The following is a 20625-nucleotide window of genomic DNA, read 5'->3' on the forward strand; positions in this document are numbered from 1 at the left end:
CGATTTCCCTCGCCGTGGGCTACCCTGCCTCGACGTTTTGCGAGGTCGATCATGCACATTCACATTCTCGGTATTTGCGGCACTTTCATGGGTTCGCTGGCCGTGCTGGCCAAGGAACTTGGCCACCGCGTCACCGGCTCCGACGCCAATGTCTACCCCCCGATGAGCACCCAGCTCGAGGCCCAGGGCATCGAGCTCACCCAAGGCTACGACCCAGCCCAACTGGAGCCGGCACCGGACCTGGTGGTGATCGGCAACGCCATGTCGCGGGGCAACCCGGCGGTGGAATACGTGCTGAACAAGGGCCTGCCCTATGTGTCCGGCCCGCAGTGGCTGGCCGACCATGTGCTGCAGGGGCGCTGGGTGCTGGCGGTGGCCGGCACCCACGGCAAGACCACCACCAGCAGCATGCTGGCCTGGGTCCTGGAGCATGCCGGCATGAGCCCGGGCTTCCTGATCGGCGGCGTGCCGCAGAACTTCTCGGTGTCGGCGCGTCTGGGCGGCACGCCGTTCTTCGTGGTCGAGGCCGACGAATACGACAGCGCCTTCTTCGACAAGCGCTCGAAGTTCGTGCACTACCACCCGCGCACCGCGATCCTCAACAACCTCGAGTTCGATCACGCGGACATCTTCCCGGACCTGGCGGCCATCGAGCGGCAGTTCCACCACCTGGTGCGGACCATCCCGAGCGAAGGCCTGGTGATCCACCCGACCACCGAGCAGGCGCTGGAGCGGGTGATCGGCATGGGCTGCTGGACCCCGGTGCAGACCACCGGTGCTGGTGGCCAGTGGCAGGCGCGCCTGCTCAGCCCCGACGGCTCGCGCTTCGAGGTGCTGTTCGAGGGCGAGGCGCAAGGCGTGGTGGACTGGGCCCTGACTGGCCAGCACAACGTCGCCAACGCCCTGGCCACCCTGGCCGCCGCCCGCCATGTCGGCGTGGCTCCGGCCATGGGCATCGAGGGCCTGAGCGCGTTCAAGAGCGTCAAGCGGCGCATGGAGAAGGTCGCCGAAGTTCAAGGCGTGACCATCTACGATGACTTCGCCCATCACCCGACCGCCATCGCCACCACCCTCGATGGCCTGCGCAAGCGCGTCGGCGAGGCGCCGGTGATCGCGGTGATCGAGCCGCGCTCCAACTCCATGAAGCTCGGCGCCCACCGCGACGGCCTGCCGGAAAGCGTCAACGATGCCGACCAGGTGATCTGGTACGCGCCGCCCAACCTGGGCTGGGACCTGGCCGGCACCGCCGCCCAGTGCAAGGTCCCCAGCGTGGTGGCCGACAGCCTCGAGGCGATCATCGACCGGGTCAAGGGCCAGGCCCGCCCAGGCACCCACGTGGTGATCATGAGCAACGGCGGCTTCGGCGGCCTGCACGGCAAGCTGGCCGAGGCCCTCAAGTGAGCGGGCCGGAGCGCATCACCCTGGCGATGACCGGGGCGTCGGGGGCGCAGTATGGCCTGCGCCTGCTCGACTGCCTGGTGCGTGAGGACCGTGAGGTGCACTTCCTCGTCTCCAAGGCCGCGCAGTTGGTAATGGCCACCGAAACCGACGTAGTGCTGCCGGCCAAGCCCCAGGCGATGCAGGCCTTCCTTACCGAATACACCGGGGCCGCCGACGGGCAGATCCGCGTGTACGGCAAGGAAGACTGGATGTCGCCGGTGGCTTCGGGCTCCGGCGCGCCGGCGGCAATGGTGGTGGTGCCATGTTCCACCGGCACGTTGTCGGCCATCGCCAGCGGTGCCTGCAACAACCTGATCGAGCGCGCCGCCGACGTGACGTTGAAGGAGCGTCGGCAGTTGATCCTGGTCCCGCGCGAGGCGCCATTGTCGACCATCCACCTGGAAAACATGCTCAAGCTGTCGCAGATGGGCGCAGTGATCCTGCCGGCGGCGCCGGGCTTCTACCACCAGCCGCAAACCATCGACGACCTGGTCGACTTCGTCGTGGCGCGCATCCTCAACCTGCTGAACATTCCCCAGGACATGCTGCCGCGCTGGGGCGAGCACCACCACGGGGTCGACGATTGAGGCGGGCGCTGCTGGGGTTGCTGGTGCTGATGCAATTGGCGGGCTGCGCCACGGTGCGCACCCTGGACGCCAACAAGCCCGGGGCGCCGGTGGTGTACGCCGGCACGCGGCTGGACCTGTACGTGATGAACGGCGGCTGTTGCCCCGAAGACCGCTTCGGGGCCGTGGCACCGGCCTATCCGGGGCTGGACCTGCCAGGCAGCGCTTTGCTGGACACGTTGTTGCTGCCCTTGTCCTTGCTGACGGCGGCGGGGGTGGGCTTCAACGCCACGGGCGGGCTTTGACCCTCCGGGGGGCTGCACCTACGCTGATCTTCAAGTGCGCCGCATGCCTGCACGGGGCGGTGGCCTTCTGGATCACGGAGTGTCCGCATGCGCCTGATGCTGTTGACGATGCTGGCGTTATCCTGGGGGGCCAGCGTTCGCGCCGAGCCCCTGCCCAGTTACCTCGATGCCAATGAAACCGAAAGCCGCCTGCCCACGGCGAACCTGCCGGTGGCTGCCTACCGTCCGGGGCAGCCCTTCGTCCAGGTGGTGGCGCCCGACACCCTGCGCCAGCAACCCTTGGCGATGGACACCCGGGTGCAGGTGCGCAAGGTGCGATTCGAGGGTGGTACCGTCTATGCGTTGAGCGAATTGCGCGATCACTACCAGCCCATCATCGGTCAGACGCTCAGCCTGGCCGAGCTGAGCGAACTGACTCAACGCCTCACCCGGCGTTACCGGCAGGATGGTTACCTGCTTTCCTACGCCTACCTTCCGCCACAGGACTTCGCCGATGGTCGAGTGCAAGTGGTCTTGGTCGAGGGCCATGTCCACGACTACCGGATCGAGGGTGAGATCGGTCCGGCGCGCGCCTACCTGGTCAGGCTGCTGGAGCGCCTCAGGGCCGAACGCCCGCTGACCCGGCAGACCCTCGACCGCTATGTCAGCCTGATGGGGCGTACACCCGGTGTGACCTTGCAGGCCAGGGTCGAAGCCACTGGCGCCGACGATGGCGCCGCCCGGCTGGTCATCCAGGTAGCGCGAAGGCCCGTTGCCGGCAATGTGATCGTAAGCGACGGCAGCCGCGCTGACCCGCAGGCATTGCTCAGTGTTACCAGCAACGCCCAGACTCGCCATGCCGAGCAGGTGCGCGCCAGTGTGCTGGTGCCTCCCGGCGAGGACCAGGCGCATTACGCTCGCCTCGACTACAGCCAGTTCATCGATGACCAAGGGTTGCAGCTGCAACTCTCGGCTTCGCGCTACCGCAGCGAGCCAGGCACACGTGTGCGGCTGGACGAGGGCACCGACCTGCGTCAGCACCGTGACAGCGACCGCTATGCGATCGGTCTTGGCCAGCCGCTGATCGCTGCGCCCGACGAATGGCTGGAGGTGGTGGGGCGCTTCTACGTGGTCAAGGAACGGATCGACTATCAAGGGGCGGCGCAGCAAGCGGACACCGCGACCGACGTTCGTGCGTTGTCCTTCGAAGGTGACTGGCGCAAGGTCGAGGTTGGGCGCCTGCGCATCGTCAGTGCCGGGGTCTACCAGGGCATGGACTACCTCGGGGCGCGTAGCAATGCCGGCTACGACCTGGACTTCCTGCGCCTGCGCGTGTCTGGCCTGCAGAGCGATGATTTCTCCGAGCACTGGCAGGGCGTGGCGTCGGCCGCTGCGTACTGGAGCGGTGACAATCTGCCCGACAGTGAGCGCGTGGTGTTCGGTGGCCAGGGGTTCGGTCGGGGTTACCCCCGTGATCAGGCGAGCGGTGACAAGGGATGGGGAGTGGCCTACGAGGTCAACTACAGCTTCAGGCGCGGCGGCGAATGGTTGAAGGTGGTGCAGCCCTACGTCGTGGTCGATGCGGCCAGGACCTGGTTCAACGAGGTGGATGTGCATGAGGCGCAGCTTTCGTCTGTCGCGCTGGGGCTGCGTATGGGGTATGGGCGCGATTTCAACATCGCTGTGGAGTTGGCCAAACCGCTGGCGGACATCGCCCTGGACAGCCTCGACCGTCGACCCAGGTTTACGCTGAGCTTCAGTTGCCCGCTATGAGGGGACCGCACTGGTCCGCGGTCCCTGCAGGAGCGGCCTTTAGCCGCGAAAGGGTTGCGTAGCAGCCCCAGGAATTCGGCCTTGAGCAGGACCGCCGGGGCCGCTTTGCGGCCCTTTCGCGGCACAAGGCCGCTCCTACAGGGCATGGGTAAATCCTGAACACCTTGCTAATTCACCGCCTGCAACAGCGGCTTGGGAAACAGGTTCTCCAGGGTCTCCAGCAAGCGCGCGTGGTAGATCGGTTTGCGGAACAGGTCGAGCACCTGCAGGCGCAACAGGTCGCTGACGTCATCCATGTCGGCATGCCCGGACATCACGATCACCGGCAGGTGCTGGCGGGCGGTGTGGTCGCGCAGGCGCTGGATCAGGCCGATGCCGCTTTCCTCCGGCATGCGCAGGTCGGTGATGACCAGCGCCACGTCCGGGTGACGGGTCAACTGTTGCAGGGCGGCCTTTACGGAGCTGGCGGTGTGGCAGGCGAAGCCTTCGTTTTCCAGTAGCTCGGCCAGTTCCAGCAGGGCCTGCTCGTCGTCGTCCACCAAGAGAATCTGCTGACGCAATGCAGAGGTCGGCATGCTCGGCTCCCGGGCTGTCGGTCAGACGTCCTGGCCTGCGATCACTGGGTGATGGCGGTCTTGATGCTGGTCATGATGGCGCTGACTTCGGTGCCGATGGGGGTGACGAAGCCCGCCAGCACCACCGCGACCATGGCGGCGATCACCGCGTACTCGATACCGGAGGCGCCATCCTTGCGCTGGAGGAAGTGCTTGCAGTGAAGAAGGATCAGTTGCAGCAGCATGGCATGTCTCCTTGCGCTCGTGTGGCGCCGGTCGCGGGGCTTGAAAAGTGACACCCCTTTGCCATCACAGAATCGTCAAGCCATGGCCGGCTGCAAATGTAACAAGGCATTAATACAAAAGTATTGGTCACAATCGGCGAGGCTAAGTTTCTGTTTTGTCAGTGCGTCAATTTCATGGCTCGAAAAACGCTAACCAGTTAATGGCGAATCGGCAGGGCTCGGCTACCGTGCAATAGCGAAATAGTTACTTTTTGCCAGCATCGATCACGGGCGCAGGGAGGGCGGGAATGAGCAGTCGCTTGACCATGATCCTGGCTGGCCTGTTCCTCCTCGCGGCATTGCTGGCGGGTTATTGGGGGCTGCGCCTGAGCCGCCCGCCCGAGCCGCCGGCACCGTTGGTGCCCGCCGCCGATGCCCTGCCAGCGCCGGTTCCCGCCTCTGTCCCCGCGCAACCGCCCGAACCGCCACGCTCACCCATCGTGGTGCTGCGCAAGGCAGTGCCGGCCAACGTGCCGCTGACCGAGGACGATGTGCTGGTCGAGCGTTTGCAGGTCGTGCCCGCAGGCGCGTTCCAGCAGCTCGACCAAGTGCTCGGGCGCAGCAGTTCGCGGCCGTTGGCGGCCGGCAGCTGGCTCGACGAGTCGAGCTTCCAGGCCGGTGGCCCGTTGGCGCGGATGATCCGCGCCAACGAGCGTGCCGTCGCGGTGGCGGTGGATGACGTGAGTGGCGCCGCCGGGCAGTTGCGGCCAGGGGATTATGTCGATGTGCTGTTGTTCCTGCGCGAGGAGAACAACAACCCGCAGTCCTCGGCCCAGGTGGTGCTGCCGGCCCTGCGCGTGCTCAGCGTCGACCAGCAGACGGGCCTGGCCAACGATGGCCGCCCGGCACAGACCGCCGAAGAACAGAAGGCCCGCCGCGACCAGCAATCGCTGAACAGCAACGCCACCCGCACCGTCGGCCTGGCCGTGCCTGAGGCCCTGGCCAGCCGCCTGATGCTCGCCGCTCAGGCCGGCACCTTGCGCCTGGCAGTGCGCAGCGCCGACGAACAATTGCTTGCGCGCTACTGGTCCGGCGAAGACGCCAGCCCCCAATTGGCCGCAGCGAACCGCGATCTCTACCGCTTCAGCCAGCTGTCCCAGGTGCCGCTGGCCAACCCGGCCGCCGCCGCAGGCGCGCCCGGCATGCAGATCATTCGTGGCGCCCAGGCGGCCAACGATCTGAACAAGACCCCCTGACCAGGCAAGGATGCAGCTATGCGTAGTTCCGTGCAGGTTTCCAAATGTCTGTGCCTGGTTGTGCCATTGATGCTGCTGATGCCGCAGGCGCTGGCGACGGGCAAGGGTTGTGCGGCGTTCGACCAGATGCCCACGGTGATCGAAATGGACCAGGGCCTGCAGCAGGAACTGCGCCTGCCCGTGGCCATCACCCGGGTGGCGGTAGGTGAGCCGAAGGTGGCCGATGTCCAGGCCAGCGGCGAACGCGCCGTGCTGCTGACCGGGGTGGGGCAGGGCAACACCAGCCTGATGCTGTGGACCGACTGCGCGCCGAAGCCGCACCGGGCCATGGTGTTCATCAAGGGCCGGGCCAGCGCCGACATGGCCGAGGTGGCGCTGGCCGCCACCGAGCAGCCTCCGCTGCCGACCCAGGTGCAGGCCGACATCCGCTTTGTCGAAGTGCGTCGGCTCAAGTACAAGGAGGCCGGCGCCAAACTGTTCTTCAAAGGCTCCAACAACAGCCTGTTCGGCTCGCCCGGCACGGTGCCCAACACCGTGGTCCGGCCTGGTTATGTGCCGGGCATCCAGACCGGCACCAACCCGGTGACCTACGCCGACGTGCGCCCCGGTATCCCCCTCGACAACGATGTCTTCAACATCGTCTGGGGCGGAGGCAGCAGCCGCTTCCTGGCGATGATCAATGCCCTGGAGAACAGCGGTTTCGCCTACACCCTGGCACGCCCCAGCCTGACCGTGCTCAGCGGCCTGACCGCCAGCTTCCTGGCCGGCGGCGAGATCCCCATCCCGGTGCCCAGCAGCGGCAGCGACAACGTCTCGATCGAGTACAAGGAGTTCGGCGTGCGCCTGGCCCTGACCCCCACCGTGGTCAGCGGCAACCGCATCAACCTGAAGGTGGCGCCGGAGGTCAGCGAGCTGGACTACAACAATGCGGTGGTGATCGCCGGCACCCGGGTACCGGGCCTGAGCGTGCGCCGCACCGACACCAGCATCACCCTCGCCGATGGCGAGAGCTTCATCATCAGCGGCCTGATCACCAGCAACGTGCGTTCGGGCGTGGACAAGATGCCCGGGCTGGGCAACCTGCCGATCATCGGCGCGTTCTTTCGCCAGACGGCGCTCAACCGCGAGGAGACCGAGCTGCTGATGATCGTCACCCCGCACCTGGTCCAGCCGCTGGCGGTCAATGCCAAGCTGCCGGAACTGCCGGGCGAAGGGCTGCGCACCTACGACCCCAGCTGGGGTCACCTGTTCTTCATGGAAAACGGCAGCTTCGATGGCCGTGGCGGGTTGTCGCGATGAACGAGAGCCTTAACCAGACCTACCTCGCGTTGACCCGCAACGAGGACGACCTGCACTGGCTGCAAGGCGCGCTGGCGCCGTTGGGGCAGGTGATCGGCGCCAGCAACGGCAGCCTCGACGAGTTGCTGGCACTGGTCGACATGACTTTCAGCAACCTGGTGTTCATCGGCCTGGACCGCGAGCAACTGGTCAGCCAGTGCGCGCTGATCGAAGGCATGCTCGAGGCCAAGCCGATGCTGGCCATCGTCGCCCTGGGCGATGGCATGGACAACCAGCTGGTGCTGCACGCCATGCGTGCCGGTGCCCGCGACTTCGTCGCCTACGGCTCGCGGGCCAGCGAAGTGGCCGGGCTGGTGCGACGCCTGGGCAAGCGCCTGCCCACGGTGGCCAGCAACCCCAGCCTGGGTGGTTTGACCGTGCTCTACGGGGCCCAGCGCAGCGCCGATGGCGCGTTGCTGACCACGCACCTGGCGCGGGTGGTGCAGGACAGCGGCCAGCAGACCCTGCTGCTCGACCTCGGGCTACCCCGCGCAGACAGTCTGGCGCTGCTGGGGCTGGAGGCGTCGTTTCACTTCGGTGATTCGCTGCGCCACCTGCGCCGGCTCGACGCGACCCTGATCGACAGCGCCTTCACCCGTGACAAGGGCGGGCTGCGCATCCTCGCCTACGCCGACAGCGACGACGCCCTCGAGCAGACCAGCGCCGCCGAGCTGTACATGCTGCTCAGCGCCTTGCGCCAGCACTTCCAGCACATCGTGGTCAATCTTACCGGGCAGGCCGACAGCGAAGCCCTGCGTACCATCGTCAGCCACTGCGACAAGCTGATCTTCTACACCGACCAGAACATCCTCGACTGCCGGCGCAACCTGGAGGTGCTCGAGCAATGGCGTGACCGGGGTATCAAGCTGGAGCACGCCAGCCTGCTGGTCGACCGCTTCCTGCGCCATGTGGCGCCGGATGCCGAGACCCTGGCCAAGCGCTATGGGCTACCGCTGCTGAAAGTCATGCCCTACAGCCCGGAGGTGCGCCTCAACGCCAAGAACCAGGGGCTGAGCCTGTTCGAACTGGCCCCGCGCGAGGGGCTGACCCAAGCCCTGCGCGGGCTCGGCGAACGCCTGGCGCAGCGCTCCGAGAACCTGGCCGCGCCCAGCCACCCATGGCTGCGGCGCCTGTGGGGTAGCCGATGAGCAGCGAAGAACCCTTTGGCGGGCCGCGCCACGCGGCCAGCGACCCCCAGGTACTCAAGCGCGCATTGCACCGTCACGTGATCGACGCCATCGAGGACAGCGGCCGCAACCTGCTGGAGGGCGCGCGCCCGGTGCTTTCGCAGTTCGTCCTCGAACAGGTCGGCGACTATGTCGCACGCCTGCGCCTGGCCCTGTCGCGCTATGAGATGGAGCGCCTGGGCGAAGAGATCGTCGACGAGCTGACCGGTTACGGCCCGCTCGAGGTGCTGCTGCGCGACCCGAGCGTCACCGAGATCCTGGTCAACGGGCCGTACCGGGTGTTCGTCGAGCGCGGCGGCCTGCTGCAGCAGACCGACCTGCGCTTCATCGATGCCCACCATGTGGAGCGGGTGATGCAGCGCATCCTCGCGCCGCTGGGGCGGCGCCTGGACGAGTCCTCGCCGATGGTCGATGCGCGCATGCCCGACGGCAGCCGGGTCAACGCGATCATTCCCCCGGTGGCGCTGGACGGGCCGTGCCTGTCGATCCGCAAGTTCCGCCAGGACATGCTCAAGAGCGCCGACCTGCTGGCCACCCGGGCCATCGACCAGGCGATCTTCGACTTCCTCGAACGCGCCGTGGGCCGGCGTTGCAACATCCTCGTCAGCGGGGGCACCGGCACCGGCAAGACCACGATGCTCAACATCCTCAGCCAGATGATCGCACCCCAGGAACGCCTGGTGACCATCGAGGACGTGGCCGAGCTGCAGATGCACCACCCCCATGTGGTGCGCCTGGAGACCCGCCCGCCGAACGCCGAGGGCCACGGCGAGATCAAGGCCAGCGAGCTGATCCGCAACGCCCTGCGCATGCGCCCCGACCGGATCATCCTCGGCGAGATCCGCGGCGCCGAAGTGGTCGATGTGCTCACCGCGATGAACACCGGCCACGACGGTTCGATGAGCACCGTGCATGCCAACAACGCGCAGGACGCCCTGCTGCGTCTTGAGACCCTGGTCGGCCTGACCGGCCGCCAGGTGGCCGAGAAGACCCTGCGGCAGATGATCTGCGCGGCGCTGGACGTGGTGATCCAGCTGACCCGCCTGGCCGATGGCCGGCGTTGCGTGAGCGAGGTGCTGGAAGTGGTCGGGGTGCGTGACGACGTCTACGTCACCAGTACCCTGTTCCGCCTGGACCGGCGCAGTGGCGATGGCTTCCTGCGCGACGCGCCGCACCCCTCGGGGGCCAAGCTGCGCCATGAGGGGATCCTGTGATGGGCCCGCTGCTGCTGGCCCTTTCGCCGTTGTGCCTGGGCATGGCGCTGTTGATGTTTCGCCTGGGCCTGCACAAGCGGGGCGAGGAACGCATCCTCCTGCGCCTGGGGCGGGCCTATCGCGCGGTGCGCCTGGGCAGCGCCCGGCGCGACTGGCTCGACCCGCTGCTGCAGCGCGCGGGCCTGGCCCATGGCGAGTTCTCCCCACGCAACTGGCTGCTGGTCTGGGGCGGGCTGACCTTGCTGGCGGCGTTGGCCGCGGGCTGGGTCGCGGCGTTGATGACGCTGCTCGGCCTGCCCCTGCTGGGCTACTTCTACCTGAGCTGGCGCTGCCGGCGCCAACTGCGCCAGATCATCGAACAACTGCCGGGCCTGCTCGACTACAGCGTGCGCAGCCTCAAGGCCGGGCGCACGCTCAGCGACGCGGTGCTCGGCGGCATCGAGGCCACCCGCGAGCCACTGCGCTCGGCGATGCTGCGGGTGCGTCGCAGCGTCCAGCTGGGCGTGCCGCTGGACGATGCGGTCAGCGAACTGGCCGAGCTCTACGGCCAGGACGAATTGCGCATGTTTGCCCTGGGCCTGCGCATCAACCAGCGCCATGGCGGCAATGCCAGCGAGTTGATGGAGAACCTGATCAAGCTGATCCGCGAGCACGAGCAGGGCGACCGTCAGCTACGGGCGATGACCGGCGAGACGCGCATCACGGCGTGGATCCTCGGTGCCTTGCCCTTGGGCATGGTCGGCTACTTCCTGTTCGCCAACCCCGGTTACCTGATGGCCATGTGGCGCGACAGCCACGGGCAGATGATGCTGCTGTTCGCCTTTGCCCTGCAGGCCGTCGGTTGCCTGGTGCTGTGGCGCATGATGAGGAGCCTCTGACCATGGCCTTGATGCTCAGCGCGCTGTGCCTGTTCGCCGGTTTCGTGCTGTTGGCGCTGCAACTGGCCTGGCAGTGGCGGGCGCGGCAGCGTGTCGCGCGGCGCCTGCAAGGGCGCATGGCCCGTGACGAGCGGCTGGGCGACTGGTTGCAGTGGCTGGGCAGCAGCCCCCTGGGGCGGCGCCTGCAGCGGCTCGACGGTGAAACCCAGGCGCTGCTCGACCGCCTCGGCTGGCGACGCAGCCGGCAGCGCGCGCTGTTCGCCGCGGTGCAACTGGGGTTGCCGTTGCTGGCGATGGTCGTGGTGCTGGTGATGGTGCATGGCTTGCCGGGAGAGCGGCGCGGGCATTGGGTCGTGCTGGTGCTGTGCGCGCTGGGCGCCGGCTACCTGCTGCCCAAGCGCCTGCTGGCGGCCGCGGCGGCGCGGCGGCAGCGGCGGATCGCCCAGGAGGTGAGCGTGCTGATCCCCTTGCTGCGCATCCTCTTCGAAACCGGGCTGGCAGTGGAGCAGGCCCTGCGCGTGCTGGCCCAGGAAGGGCGCAGCCTGGTGCCGAACATCAGCGACGAGCTGCGCCTGGTGTTGCAGCGGGTCGACTCGGGTCTGGCCCTGGGGCCGGAGCTGGAGAAGAGCGCGCGCCTGCTGGCAGTGGACGAGCTGATCGACACCTGCGTGATCCTTCAGCAATTGCTGGTGCAGGGCAGCGGCTCGATGAAGTCGCTGCTGGCGCTCAAGGAACTGCTCGACGACCGGCGCCTGACCGGCTTGCAGGAGCGAGTGTCGAAGATGTCGGCGAAGATGTCGGCGGTGATGATGGTGTTCCTGTTCCCGGCCTTGCTGATAGTCCTGGCCGGGCCGGGCTTTTCCGCCTTGGCGCGGGCATTGGGGTCCTGAGGGGGAGACGGATGAGAGCGATCATGGTGTTCACCGGCCTGTTGCTGCTGACCGGCTGCGCCGGGCAGCAGCCCGACGGCCTGGCCCGGCTGTTCAATGGCGGCGCATGCGGCAAGCCCGACGCCGACCAGCAACTGAGCCTGGACATGGCCGACCAGATGATCGACGAAGGCCGCCCCCATGCCGGGCTGGCGCATCTGGAGCAGTTGCCCGACACGCTGGAAGCGGTGCGCCTGCGCAAGGCCAAGGTGCTGCGCCAGCTCGGGCGCAGCGACGCCGAGCCGCTGTACCGCAGCCTGCTGGGCGGCTGCCTGGCGGCCGAGGGCGAACATGGCCTGGGCCAGCTGGCCTCGGCGCGTGGCGACGATGTGCAGGCCCTGCGTCACCTGCAGCGCGCGGCGCGCCTGGCACCCACCGACGAGAAGGTGCGCAACGACCTGGGGGTGGTGCAGATGAACCTGGGGCATCACGAGGAGGCCCGTTTCGAACTGCTCACCGCCATCGAACTGAAGGATGACAATCCGCTGCCAGCACTCAACCTGGTGACCTTGGCGTTGGTGCAGGACAACTGGCGCCAGGCCGAGGACCTGGTGAACCGGCTGCGCCTGGGGCCGGCGCAGTTCGCCGAGGCCCAGGCGCGGGCGCAGCAGATCAGGTCCACCGGGCGCGGTCCGCTGGCCAGCACGGCGCCGTCCACTTCGTCGCTCAATTGACCGGAGGTGATCATGTGCAAACCCTGGATCGTCCTGGCTTGCCTTGCCCTGTCGCAAGCCAGCTGGGCGCAGGAGCCGCCCCGGCAGCCACGCCCGCAGACCGCCACCGAAGCGCTTTTGCAGGTGCAGGCCAGCAACCGTCAGGGCTCACGGATACCCCAGGTGCAGACCGACAAGGAGCGTGACCAGGCGATGCAACGCTGGCTGGACAGCTACAAGTACGCGATCCCGGACTTCTACCGCTGGACCAAGGTCAACTCCTCGAACAACTGACGTGTAGGAGCCAGCCTTGCTGGCGAACCGCGGCTCACACCGGACTACCGCGTGGAACCGTTCGCCAGCAAGGCTGGCTCCTGCAGGTTCGCGTCTGGACTGCCGACGAACCGTTGCCTGCCTGAAATGCGGTGTTGTGGTGGGTGAGACTCAATGCGTGGTGAACCGCTGGTGCACCGGCGACGACCGCGGCGTCAGGGCCAGGGCCAGTTGCGTGCGGTTGTGCATGTGGGTCAGGCGCAGCACCTGCGAAACATAGAGCTTCACGGTGTTCTCGGTGATGCCCAGTTCGCAGGCGATCTGGTAGTTGGTCTTGCCCTTGCTCACCAGCTTGGCCACTTCCAGCTGGCGCGGCGACAGCTTCTCGAACGCCGGTGGCAGTTCGGCCTCGCCTTCGTCGGTGTCGGTGGCACGGCGGTGAGCGCCCTGTCCACGGGCTTTCTCCAGGTCCTGATAAAGATCGTCGATGGACTCGGCCAGCTCCTGCAGGCGCTGGTTCAGGCTGCCCAGCTCGCGGAAGTTGCGCCGCCGCTCCAGCAGCGCCTGCTCCTGGCGGCGCACGCCTTCGAGCAGCTCGTCGAGGTCCATGGGTTTTTGGTAATAATCTGCAAAACCTTCGCGCAAGGCGCGGATCACATCCTGCTTGTCGGCTCGGCCGGTCAGCATGATCGCCTCGAACATGCGCTGCGGCCCGGTCATCTGTTTCAGCGCACGGACCAGCTCGATGCCATCGCGGTCAGGCATGTGCAGGTCGCAAAGAATCAGGCCGATGGCTTCGTCGGCCTTGTAGCATTCGATGGCCTCGGCCGTGGAATGGGCCCCTATGCAGCGATATCCCTCGCTTTCGAGGAACTCGCATAACTCTTCGACGATCATCGGCTGGTCATCGACAACCAGCATCTTCACCTCACTGATGGTTTTGCTCACGTTCAACTCCCTGTGAATGCGGCCCTGCTCCCGGGCCAGACGCTCTGGCAGGAAGAAAAGTAGTCGCACTTTGCAATTATGTATATGGACTGTAGCCCGGTTCCGACCGCTGGGCCGATTATTGGATCCACACGGCGGTCAGCAGGAAGCCCGCCAGCACATAAGGCGCAAAGGGCTGCTTGTCACCGACTTCTTCGGCGAGTTTTTGCAGGCGTTTCTTCACTTTCGGGTTGAGCAGGGTCCATAGCCGGCGCCTGCCCAACAGCCAGGCCAGCACCGTGATCCCGGCGCCGATGAAGGTGCCGAGCACGTATTGCGGGCTGGTGGCCAGGGCCAGGGCGCCCATCAGCTTGACGTCGCCGGCACCAAAGCGGCCGAGCATGTAGCCGGGCAAGGTGAGCAGCATGACGATGGCCAGGGCCCAGCCGGCCTCGCTGGCGTCGGCGCCAATCCAGCTGTGGCCGGTGGCGAACAGCCAGGCCAGGGCACAGCCCGCGACACCCAGAGTGAGGGTGTTGGAAATCTGCCGTTCACGGACATCTTGTTCAGTACACAAGGCAAGCCACATCAGGAGAACAATGCTTTGCATTGGCAGAATGCCATCCCTATTCGTTGAACGGTTCTATGCTGTCAGACAGGTCTCACAGTCAGGGTAGACGCGATCATGAAAGCAAGCCCGGCGGGACGGCAAAAAGGCGCGGCAGCCATCGAGTTTGTCGCGGTATTCATGGTGTTTTTCGCGGTGTTCTACGGCCTGGTGAGCTACACCCTGCCGATGCTGATGCTGCAGTCGTTCAACCAGGCCAGCAGCGAGGCGGTGCGCCGCTGCGTGGCGGTGGACCCGAGCAGCCAGACCTACGAGCTGGACGTGCAGGGCCTGGCCCGGCAGGTGATCGGCCAGCAGCTGTCGTGGATGCCCAATGCGCTTGGCTTCAACCTGCTCACCGACACACGCATCAGCGTGGGCACCGACAAGGTGCTGACCGTGGTCATCGACTATCCGCGCACGCGTCTGACCCGTGTGCTGCCCAGCCTGGTACTGCCGGTGGTCGGCGAGGTGCCCAAGCTTCCCGACCGGTTGCAGGCCCAGGCGAGCCTCCAGCTATGAGTGGTGGGCTGTTCGACCGCTGGCGCGCAGCGCCTCCCCCCGCCGTTGAACCACCATCCTTGCCCGCAGTGGGCCTGCAACTGCTGCTTGACGATCAGGCGCAGGTCCTGCGCCTGTCCGGGCCGTTGCGCACCTTGCTGGCCTTGCCGGGGCGGCCGGGCGCACGCCTGCACGACTACCTGCAACGGCGCAGTTGGCTGGTGATCGAGGGCGAGCCTGGCGATTGGCAGGGGCAGCCGTTGGACCTTGATTTCAATACCGTGGTGGGCCATGCATTGCACACCCGTGGTTGGTTGCAGCGTCACGGGCAGGCCTGGTTGCTGCAATTGTTCGATATCGGTGATCTGTTGCGCGAGCAGCGCTGGGATCGCCAGCGGCCACTGCTTGGCGAGATCGGCCACGCCCTGCGCGAATGCGGGTCACAGCGTCTGGCGCAGACCGCCAGCGCTCAATTGCAGGCACTGGCCGAGCACTGGCAGGCGGCGTCGCTGCGCCTGATGTTGCGCGAACCGGATGGCTGGCGCCATTACGCCAGCAGTGACAGCACATGGCCTTGGCCGCAGGACAGCCGCCTGCAGGCCCGGTTGGACCGCTTGCCAGCGGCCACCCTGCTTGACGTGAGGGACGATCCGCAATTCCAGGCGTTGTGTGGCGGTGCTTCACTGCTTCTGCTGCCCTACCGCCAGGGGCAGGATGCCGAAGCCTGGTTGCTGTGCGCCGGCGCCACGCAGGTGCCTGAGGCCGACATGGCACTGGCGTTGGTCCGGACCCTGGTCGAACCACTGTTGGCCCGATTGTGGCGCCAGCAGTGGCAGCAACAGTCCACACACCTCGACGAACTGCAGCGGCAGTTGGGGGCGGGGTGGTGGGAATGGCCGGCGCAGGGGGATCTGCAGCTGGATCCGGGGTTGGCCCAGGCGCTCGCCCTGCCGCACCAGGCCAGCCTCGGGCAATGGCTCGCCCGCCTGCACCCGGCTGACCGCGAGCCCGCGCAGCTTGCGCTGGCACAGGCCCGTGAAGGGCACGCACTGAACCTGAGCCTGCGCTTGCTGGACGACGGAACCCTGGAAACCCCACGCTGGTGGCAGTGGGTGGGGCAGTCGCAGGGGCAGCGGCTGCATGGCTTTCTGCTCGACATCAGCGCGCTCAAGGCCCAGGAGCAGCAGGCCGGAATGGCCCGCGCACGCCTGGAAAACCTGATCGCCAGTTCCCCTGCGGTGATCTATGTGCAGCGCTACGCCGAAGGCGCGTTGCACAGCGACTTCTTCAGCGCCAGCCTGGCACCGTTGCTGGGTTGGGACGTCGATGGCGAGCTGGCGCGCCAGCCCGGCCTGGCCGTGCACCCGGACGACCGCCCGCTGTGGCTGGCCCGCACCCGCAGCCTGTTGCGCGACGGCCAGGTGCGCTGCCGCTACCGGTTGCGTGACCAGCTCGGTGGCTATCACTGGATGCTCGACGAAGCCCGGCTGCTGCGCGACGAGCTTGGCCAGCCGGTGGAAGTGGTGGGGTTGTGGCTGGATGTCAGCGAGGCGACCGAGGCCGCCGAGCGCATGCGCCAGAGCGAGGAGCGCTACCGCGTGCTGGTGGAGGACTCGCCGGCGATGATCTGCCGCTATCGCCCGGACCTGACCCTGGTGTTCGGCAACCGGCCGCTGGCCGACTACCTGCAATGCACGCCGGAACAGCTGTTGGGCGCCAACCTGGGCCAGTGGCTATCCGACGCCCAGCGTGAGGCCTTTTTCGAACGCCTGCGGGCATTGACCCCGGAGCAGCCCCTGAGCAGCGCGGAAATCTGCCTGCAACTGCCAGGCCGTGAGCATGCGTGGTGGGAATGGGCCGACCGTGGCCTGTTCGACGCCCAGGGCCAACTGCTGGAGATCCAGGCCGTGGGCCGCGACAACACCGAACTGCGACGTAGCCAGCAACAGCTGCTGCAGGGGGCCAAGATGGCCACCCTCGGCGAGCTGGCCACCGGCCTGGTGCACGAGATCAACCAGCCGCTCAACGTGATGCGCATGGCGGTGGTGAACGCCCTCAAGCGCCTGGAGATGGGCACGGCGGACCCGGCGTACCTGGGAGACAAGCTGCGCCGCATCGAGGCCCAGGTCGAGCGCGCCTCGCGCCTGGTCGAGCACATGCGGGTGTATGGCCGACGCTCGGCGCTTGAACCCGTGCCGTTCGCCGCCTGGAGCGCGGTGGAGGGGGCCCGTGCGCTGCTGGACGAGGGCCTGCGTGGCAAGGGCGTGGACTTGAGCCTCGAGCCGCCGACATGGCAGCCGCAGGTGCTCGGGCAGCAGGACCAGCTTGAGCAGGTACTGATCAACCTGCTGGTCAATGCCCGCGACGCCTTGCTCGAACAGGGGCGTGCGGGCGCATGGATCCGGGTGCGCCAGCAGCAGGTGGGCGAGTGCCTGTGCCTGCTGGTCGAAGACAACGGTGGCGGCATCGACCCGCAGTTGCACCAACGCATTTTCGAGCCGTTCTTCACCACCAAGCCAGCGGGCGTCGGCACCGGCCTGGGGCTGTCGGTCAGCCATGGCATCGTCAGCCAGATGGGCGGCCGCCTGACCGTGACCAACAGTGCCGAAGGCGCCTGCTTCCGTATCGAGCTGCCGCTCTACAGCACCAACTGAGCGTGGCCGCTGGAGCAGCTCAGGTTGGCGCCGACCTGGGCATTGGCCAGGTCGACCCCCAGGGTCTTGAGCAGGCCGTTGACCAGCGGGTCGAGCACCGGGCTGAGCAGGTTGCGGATCAGCGGTTCGAGAATGTTCTTCACACCGTCCAGCAGGCCTGCGGTCAGCACCAGCACCTGACCGAGCCCGCTGTTGGCGGTCGGCCGGTAGGCCTCCAGGTGGATGCCGGCGAGGGTATCGGACAGGCTGGCGACGACCTGGGCCTGGTCGCTGTCCATCGGCTGGTAGGTGGGCGGCTGGCCGATGTCGGTGGGGGCGGAGGTGCCGGTGAACACCAGGGGTTTTTCCGTGGGGTTGTTGCCCAGCAGCTTGCTGTCCACTCGCAGGCCGATGCCACCGCCCGCGAAGGGCACCCGGGTCCCGCACGAGGGTGGCAGGATCAGCAGGCGGCTGCAGACATTGGTGCCGATGTCGATCAGCGGCAGGGCCTTGACCACGGTGGTGCCCTGGTTGAGGAAGTCGGCCGGGGTGTCGAACTTGCCCACTGCGATCCTCGCCGCCGAGCGCTGGGTGAGGGTGGTCAGGCTCTTGGGCGAGCAGGTGTAGTTGTCCGGTGGTGCCGGGCGCAAGCGGCTGGTGGCCTCGGCCACCTCCACGCCGATATCGATATGGACCTTGTCTTCCAGCAGCTTGATGTCGCTGACCTTGCACGGCACCCCCAAGGCGCAGGTCAGCGATTGCACGGTGCCCAGCAGGTTCAGGCTAAGCAGGTTGTTGAGCACGTTGGTCAGCGGCGCGGCCAGGTCCAGCACGGCGTTGGCCAGGCCGGCGATGCCATTGAGCAGAGGCAGGTCGAGAGACACCAGTGCCCGCACCTGGGCGGTGTGCACCCGCAGCTCGTCGGTGCGCGGGTCGCCGATGGCGGAAAGCTGCTGCGGTTCGATCACCCGCACCTGCACCCGGCCACTGGCCACGCCCAGCAGGTTGATCGGCAGGTCGGCGTTGACCGCGCGCTCCTTGGCCGACAGCTGGATCACCCCCTGCACCAGCTGCAACAGCTGGATACTCGCATCCAGGCCGGCCTGGGCGGTGCCGTTCTGCAGGTCCAGCAAGTCGCCCAGTTGCAGGCCGGTGATCGGCAGATCGAGGGCGAGCTTGCCCAGGTTGGTGACCACATCGGCGGCGGCGCCACCTTGCTGCAGCACTTTGACCGCCGCTTGCAGCAAGGTCGTGGCGCTGGTGTCGAGGCTGAGCAATTTCTGGTAGTCGCCTACTTCGACGTTCAGGTCGATGGCCAGCTGGTCGAGGTAATGCAACAGGTTGAGCTGGGTGTTGGCAATGCCCTGCCAGCCCAGCAGGTCGAGCTGCAATGTACCGCCCAGGGCCTTGGTCAGTGCGTTGAGCAGCGAGCCCTGGCTGGCATTGACAGTGGCCAGGCTGCTGCGAATGCTCAGCATCGCCAGCGGCGGCATGGGGCTGGCGGCCACCGCGCTGGCATGCAGGGTGGTGGTGCGCGGCACGGTGTTGCCCTGGACCATGGCGAACACCCCGGCGGCGACGCTGGTGACCACCACATTGCTGACCTCGACCTTGATCGCCTCGTTGCGGGTATTGTCGGCGACGAAGCGGCGCAGGTTGTCGTTGCCGGTGCGCAGGTAGCCGCAGCTGGCGATCAGCGGGTCGGTGACGGCCAGGCCGTTGCGGGTGGCGGCGTTGCGTGCCAGGGCGAAGGCTTGCGGGCCGCTGCCGTTGCAGCTGGCCGAGTGCTCGGCCGCTTCCAGCGCCGCCATGTCGGCGATGCGCTGGAGCTTGCGTTGTTCGAGGTAGAGGCGACCGCTGTCGACCGACAGCAGCATGAACAGCAGGGCCAGGCCCATGGTCAGCGCGGCCATCAGGCCGATCGCGCCCTGTTGGCGGGCGGCGGAACGAGGAACCACGGGCACTCCTTTGCCGGCCTTCGGCCCGGCAGCGCGGCGGCGGTCAAAGGAGTGTAGTCAAGGTGATGGCAAGTTGCCTTGACCTGGGCGCTCGTGGAACGACTGTCCTGCCTCTGTAGGAGCGGCTTTAGCCGCGATCCAGGCACCGCGGTGTCTGGCACCCGCTCAGCGGGTGATCGCGGCTGAAGCCGCTCCTACAGGCGCTCAATGCGGCGGATACTGGCTCAACACCTGCGCCACCGTCTTCTGGATCGCCACGTTGCGCTCCTGCGGGCTGGGCGGGTAGTTGTTCATGATCTGCTCGGCGCTGCCGCGCCACACCAGCTTGCCGTCGCGACCGTCGAACAGGTCGATCTGGATGGTCGCCACCTTGTAGTCGACGCTGCGGGTCTCGTTGTACATCGGGCCGCCCCAGTAGCCCCCCCAGTAACCGCCCCAGGCACCACCGTAGTTGGTGGTGATCTGCTGCTGGCGGTCCTCCACGATCAGGTAGACGCGCACCCTCACATCAGGCTTGGCGTTGGCCTGGGCCGGGCGCAGGCCACGCTGGTCGAGCTGCTCGGCCACCGCCTGGCGGATGCGTTGCTCGGTCAGGTCGCTCTTGATGCGCGGATCGTCCGGGCGATACTGCAGGCCGGGTTCCTGCCAGGCCCAGCTGCGATAGGCGGCGAAATCGCGACTGGCATCGAAGTCCTGCTGGACGTTGTTGCTCGAGCAGGCCGCGAGCAACAACGCGAAAGCAAGTAGAACGTGGCGGCGCAACATGATGGTTCTCCAGGGCGAAGTTAACTGGGAGGATAGCCGCTCAGCGCCTTGCCCACCGATTCGCGCAGGGCGCTTTCGCGATCACGCGGCGAGTCCTTGCCACTGCCACTCTCGGCGCTGGCGCTCCATACCGGCTGGCCGTTGCGGGCATCGAACAGGTCGATGCGCACCACCAGCACCTCGACTTCGTAGGTGCGCACGATCGGTACGCTGCCATAGGCGCCATAGCCGTTGCGGTAGCCACCGTAGCCGATGCTGCCGTAGGGGTACGGGCCGTAGTAGGGGTCGTAGTAGTCGTAGTCGCGCACCTGGCGCAGGCGCCGCTCCAGGCGCAGGTCAGCGCTCACCAGTAGGTCCGCCGGCCCACTGCGGGCCGGGCGCAGGCCATGCTGGTCGAGGGCGCTGCTGACCGCGTCGGCGAGTTGTGCGGGGTCGGCGCTGGCCATGCCGCTGGGCAATTGGTTGTTGCGCCAGCTCCAGCTGCGATAGCGGCCGTAGTCGCGTGGCGCAGCCGGGTAGGCGCTGGCGTCGAAGGTGCTGGCCGCCTGGGGCGGTGCCGGTGGCAGGGGCTTGCTGCTGGCCACGTAGGGGTTGCTGCCCTGGCAGGCGGCCAGGGCGAGGGGCAGCAGGGCCAGGCAGAGCGAGCGATACAACATGGTGTCTCC

Annotated in this window: 21 protein-coding genes; 14 read left to right on the forward strand and 7 right to left on the reverse strand. The window is 67.2% G+C overall.

Annotation, left to right across the window (positions count from 1 at the left end; all coding sequences use genetic code 11):
* Nucleotides 1-51: 51 nt before the first annotated feature.
* The 4 genes from mpl (at nt 52) to JYG34_RS02970 (ending at nt 4063) form a co-directional block, all read left to right on the forward strand.
* On the forward strand, nt 52-1401 hold the full coding sequence (gene mpl / locus JYG34_RS02955; protein ID WP_213659406.1) for a UDP-N-acetylmuramate:L-alanyl-gamma-D-glutamyl-meso-diaminopimelate ligase: 1350 nt from the start codon (nt 52-54) through the stop codon (nt 1399-1401).
* The gene (gene ubiX, locus JYG34_RS02960) at nt 1398-2027 is read left to right on the forward strand and encodes a flavin prenyltransferase UbiX (protein ID WP_213659407.1); all 630 of its coding nucleotides are present in this window, start codon (nt 1398-1400) and stop codon (nt 2025-2027) included. The genes mpl and ubiX overlap by 4 nt, the downstream gene beginning before the upstream one ends.
* Complete coding sequence (locus JYG34_RS02965; protein ID WP_213659408.1) at nt 2024-2311, forward strand: YceK/YidQ family lipoprotein; 288 nt, start codon at nt 2024-2026, stop codon at nt 2309-2311. The genes ubiX and JYG34_RS02965 overlap by 4 nt, the downstream gene beginning before the upstream one ends.
* Before the next feature lie 87 nt (nt 2312-2398).
* Nucleotides 2399-4063 (forward strand): ShlB/FhaC/HecB family hemolysin secretion/activation protein, encoded by a 1665-nt coding sequence (locus tag JYG34_RS02970; RefSeq protein WP_213659409.1) that lies wholly within the window; start codon nt 2399-2401, stop codon nt 4061-4063.
* 167 nt (nt 4064-4230) lie between these two features.
* Here JYG34_RS02970 and JYG34_RS02975 read toward each other — a convergent pair whose 3' ends face one another.
* Nucleotides 4231-4638 carry a response regulator gene (locus JYG34_RS02975; RefSeq protein WP_213659410.1) on the reverse strand — a complete coding sequence of 136 codons (408 nt, stop codon included), beginning with the start codon at nt 4636-4638 and terminating at the stop codon, nt 4231-4233.
* 41 nt (nt 4639-4679) lie between these two features.
* Complete coding sequence (locus JYG34_RS02980; RefSeq protein WP_011532013.1) at nt 4680-4862, reverse strand: Flp family type IVb pilin; 183 nt, start codon at nt 4860-4862, stop codon at nt 4680-4682.
* A gap of 287 nt (nt 4863-5149) precedes the next feature.
* On the opposite strand from JYG34_RS02980, the gene cpaB reads away from it, so the two are divergent.
* The 8 genes from cpaB to JYG34_RS03020 are packed head-to-tail and all read left to right on the forward strand — an operon-like array spanning nt 5150 to nt 12590.
* Nucleotides 5150-6097, forward strand: coding sequence for a Flp pilus assembly protein CpaB (gene cpaB / locus JYG34_RS02985; protein ID WP_213659411.1), 948 nt, complete (start codon nt 5150-5152; stop codon nt 6095-6097).
* An 18-nt stretch (nt 6098-6115) separates the two neighbouring features.
* Nucleotides 6116-7396, forward strand: a complete 1281-nt coding sequence (locus JYG34_RS02990) for a type II and III secretion system protein family protein (protein ID WP_213659412.1) — start codon at nt 6116-6118, stop codon at nt 7394-7396.
* A complete protein-coding gene (locus tag JYG34_RS02995; protein WP_213659413.1) occupies nt 7393-8583 on the forward strand; it encodes a pilus assembly protein in 1191 nt (396 codons plus the stop codon). Before JYG34_RS02990 ends, JYG34_RS02995 begins: the two co-directional genes overlap by 4 nt.
* Complete coding sequence (locus JYG34_RS03000; RefSeq protein WP_213659414.1) at nt 8580-9836, forward strand: CpaF family protein; 1257 nt, start codon at nt 8580-8582, stop codon at nt 9834-9836. Before JYG34_RS02995 ends, JYG34_RS03000 begins: the two co-directional genes overlap by 4 nt.
* The gene (locus tag JYG34_RS03005) at nt 9833-10714 is read left to right on the forward strand and encodes a type II secretion system F family protein (RefSeq protein ID WP_213659415.1); all 882 of its coding nucleotides are present in this window, start codon (nt 9833-9835) and stop codon (nt 10712-10714) included. Before JYG34_RS03000 ends, JYG34_RS03005 begins: the two co-directional genes overlap by 4 nt.
* 2 nt (nt 10715-10716) lie before the next feature.
* Nucleotides 10717-11604, forward strand: a complete 888-nt coding sequence (locus JYG34_RS03010) for a type II secretion system F family protein (protein WP_213659416.1) — start codon at nt 10717-10719, stop codon at nt 11602-11604.
* An 11-nt stretch (nt 11605-11615) separates the two neighbouring features.
* Nucleotides 11616-12317, forward strand: coding sequence for a tetratricopeptide repeat protein (locus JYG34_RS03015; RefSeq protein WP_213659417.1), 702 nt, complete (start codon nt 11616-11618; stop codon nt 12315-12317).
* 12 nt (nt 12318-12329) lie between these two features.
* Nucleotides 12330-12590, forward strand: coding sequence for a DUF3613 domain-containing protein (locus JYG34_RS03020; RefSeq protein ID WP_213659418.1), 261 nt, complete (start codon nt 12330-12332; stop codon nt 12588-12590).
* Nucleotides 12591-12740: 150 nt separating this feature from the next.
* On the opposite strand, the gene JYG34_RS03025 is transcribed toward JYG34_RS03020, so the two are convergent.
* Together JYG34_RS03025 and JYG34_RS03030 are read right to left on the reverse strand one after the other, a co-directional pair.
* Nucleotides 12741-13490, reverse strand: a complete 750-nt coding sequence (locus JYG34_RS03025) for a response regulator transcription factor (protein WP_213661102.1) — start codon at nt 13488-13490, stop codon at nt 12741-12743.
* A 145-nt stretch (nt 13491-13635) separates the two neighbouring features.
* The gene (locus JYG34_RS03030) at nt 13636-14106 is read right to left on the reverse strand and encodes an A24 family peptidase (RefSeq protein WP_213659419.1); all 471 of its coding nucleotides are present in this window, start codon (nt 14104-14106) and stop codon (nt 13636-13638) included.
* Nucleotides 14107-14181: 75 nt separating this feature from the next.
* Here JYG34_RS03030 and JYG34_RS03035 point away from each other — a divergent pair, with 75 nt between their 5' ends.
* Complete coding sequence (locus JYG34_RS03035) at nt 14182-14625, forward strand: TadE/TadG family type IV pilus assembly protein (RefSeq protein WP_213659420.1); 444 nt, start codon at nt 14182-14184, stop codon at nt 14623-14625.
* Nucleotides 14622-17258, forward strand: coding sequence for a PAS domain-containing sensor histidine kinase (locus JYG34_RS03040; protein ID WP_213659421.1), 2637 nt, complete (start codon nt 14622-14624; stop codon nt 17256-17258). Before JYG34_RS03035 ends, JYG34_RS03040 begins: the two co-directional genes overlap by 4 nt.
* Here the strand turns inward: JYG34_RS03040 and JYG34_RS03045 are convergent.
* The 3 genes from JYG34_RS03045 to JYG34_RS03055 all read right to left on the reverse strand — a co-directional run bounded on the left by JYG34_RS03045 (nt 17243) and on the right by JYG34_RS03055 (nt 20616).
* Entirely contained in the window at nt 17243-19195 is a 1953-nt protein-coding gene (locus JYG34_RS03045; protein WP_249746209.1) for a pilus assembly protein TadG-related protein, read from the reverse strand. The genes JYG34_RS03040 and JYG34_RS03045 overlap by 16 nt on opposite strands.
* Before the next feature lie 204 nt (nt 19196-19399).
* Entirely contained in the window at nt 19400-19960 is a 561-nt protein-coding gene (locus JYG34_RS03050) for a DUF4136 domain-containing protein (protein WP_213659422.1), read from the reverse strand.
* Between the two features lie 20 nt (nt 19961-19980).
* A complete protein-coding gene (locus tag JYG34_RS03055; protein ID WP_213659423.1) occupies nt 19981-20616 on the reverse strand; it encodes a DUF4136 domain-containing protein in 636 nt (211 codons plus the stop codon).
* Nucleotides 20617-20625: the final 9 nt, after the last annotated feature.

It is taken from the genome of Pseudomonas entomophila (assembly GCF_018417595.1).
Taxonomy (GTDB): domain Bacteria; phylum Pseudomonadota; class Gammaproteobacteria; order Pseudomonadales; family Pseudomonadaceae; genus Aquipseudomonas; species Aquipseudomonas entomophila_C.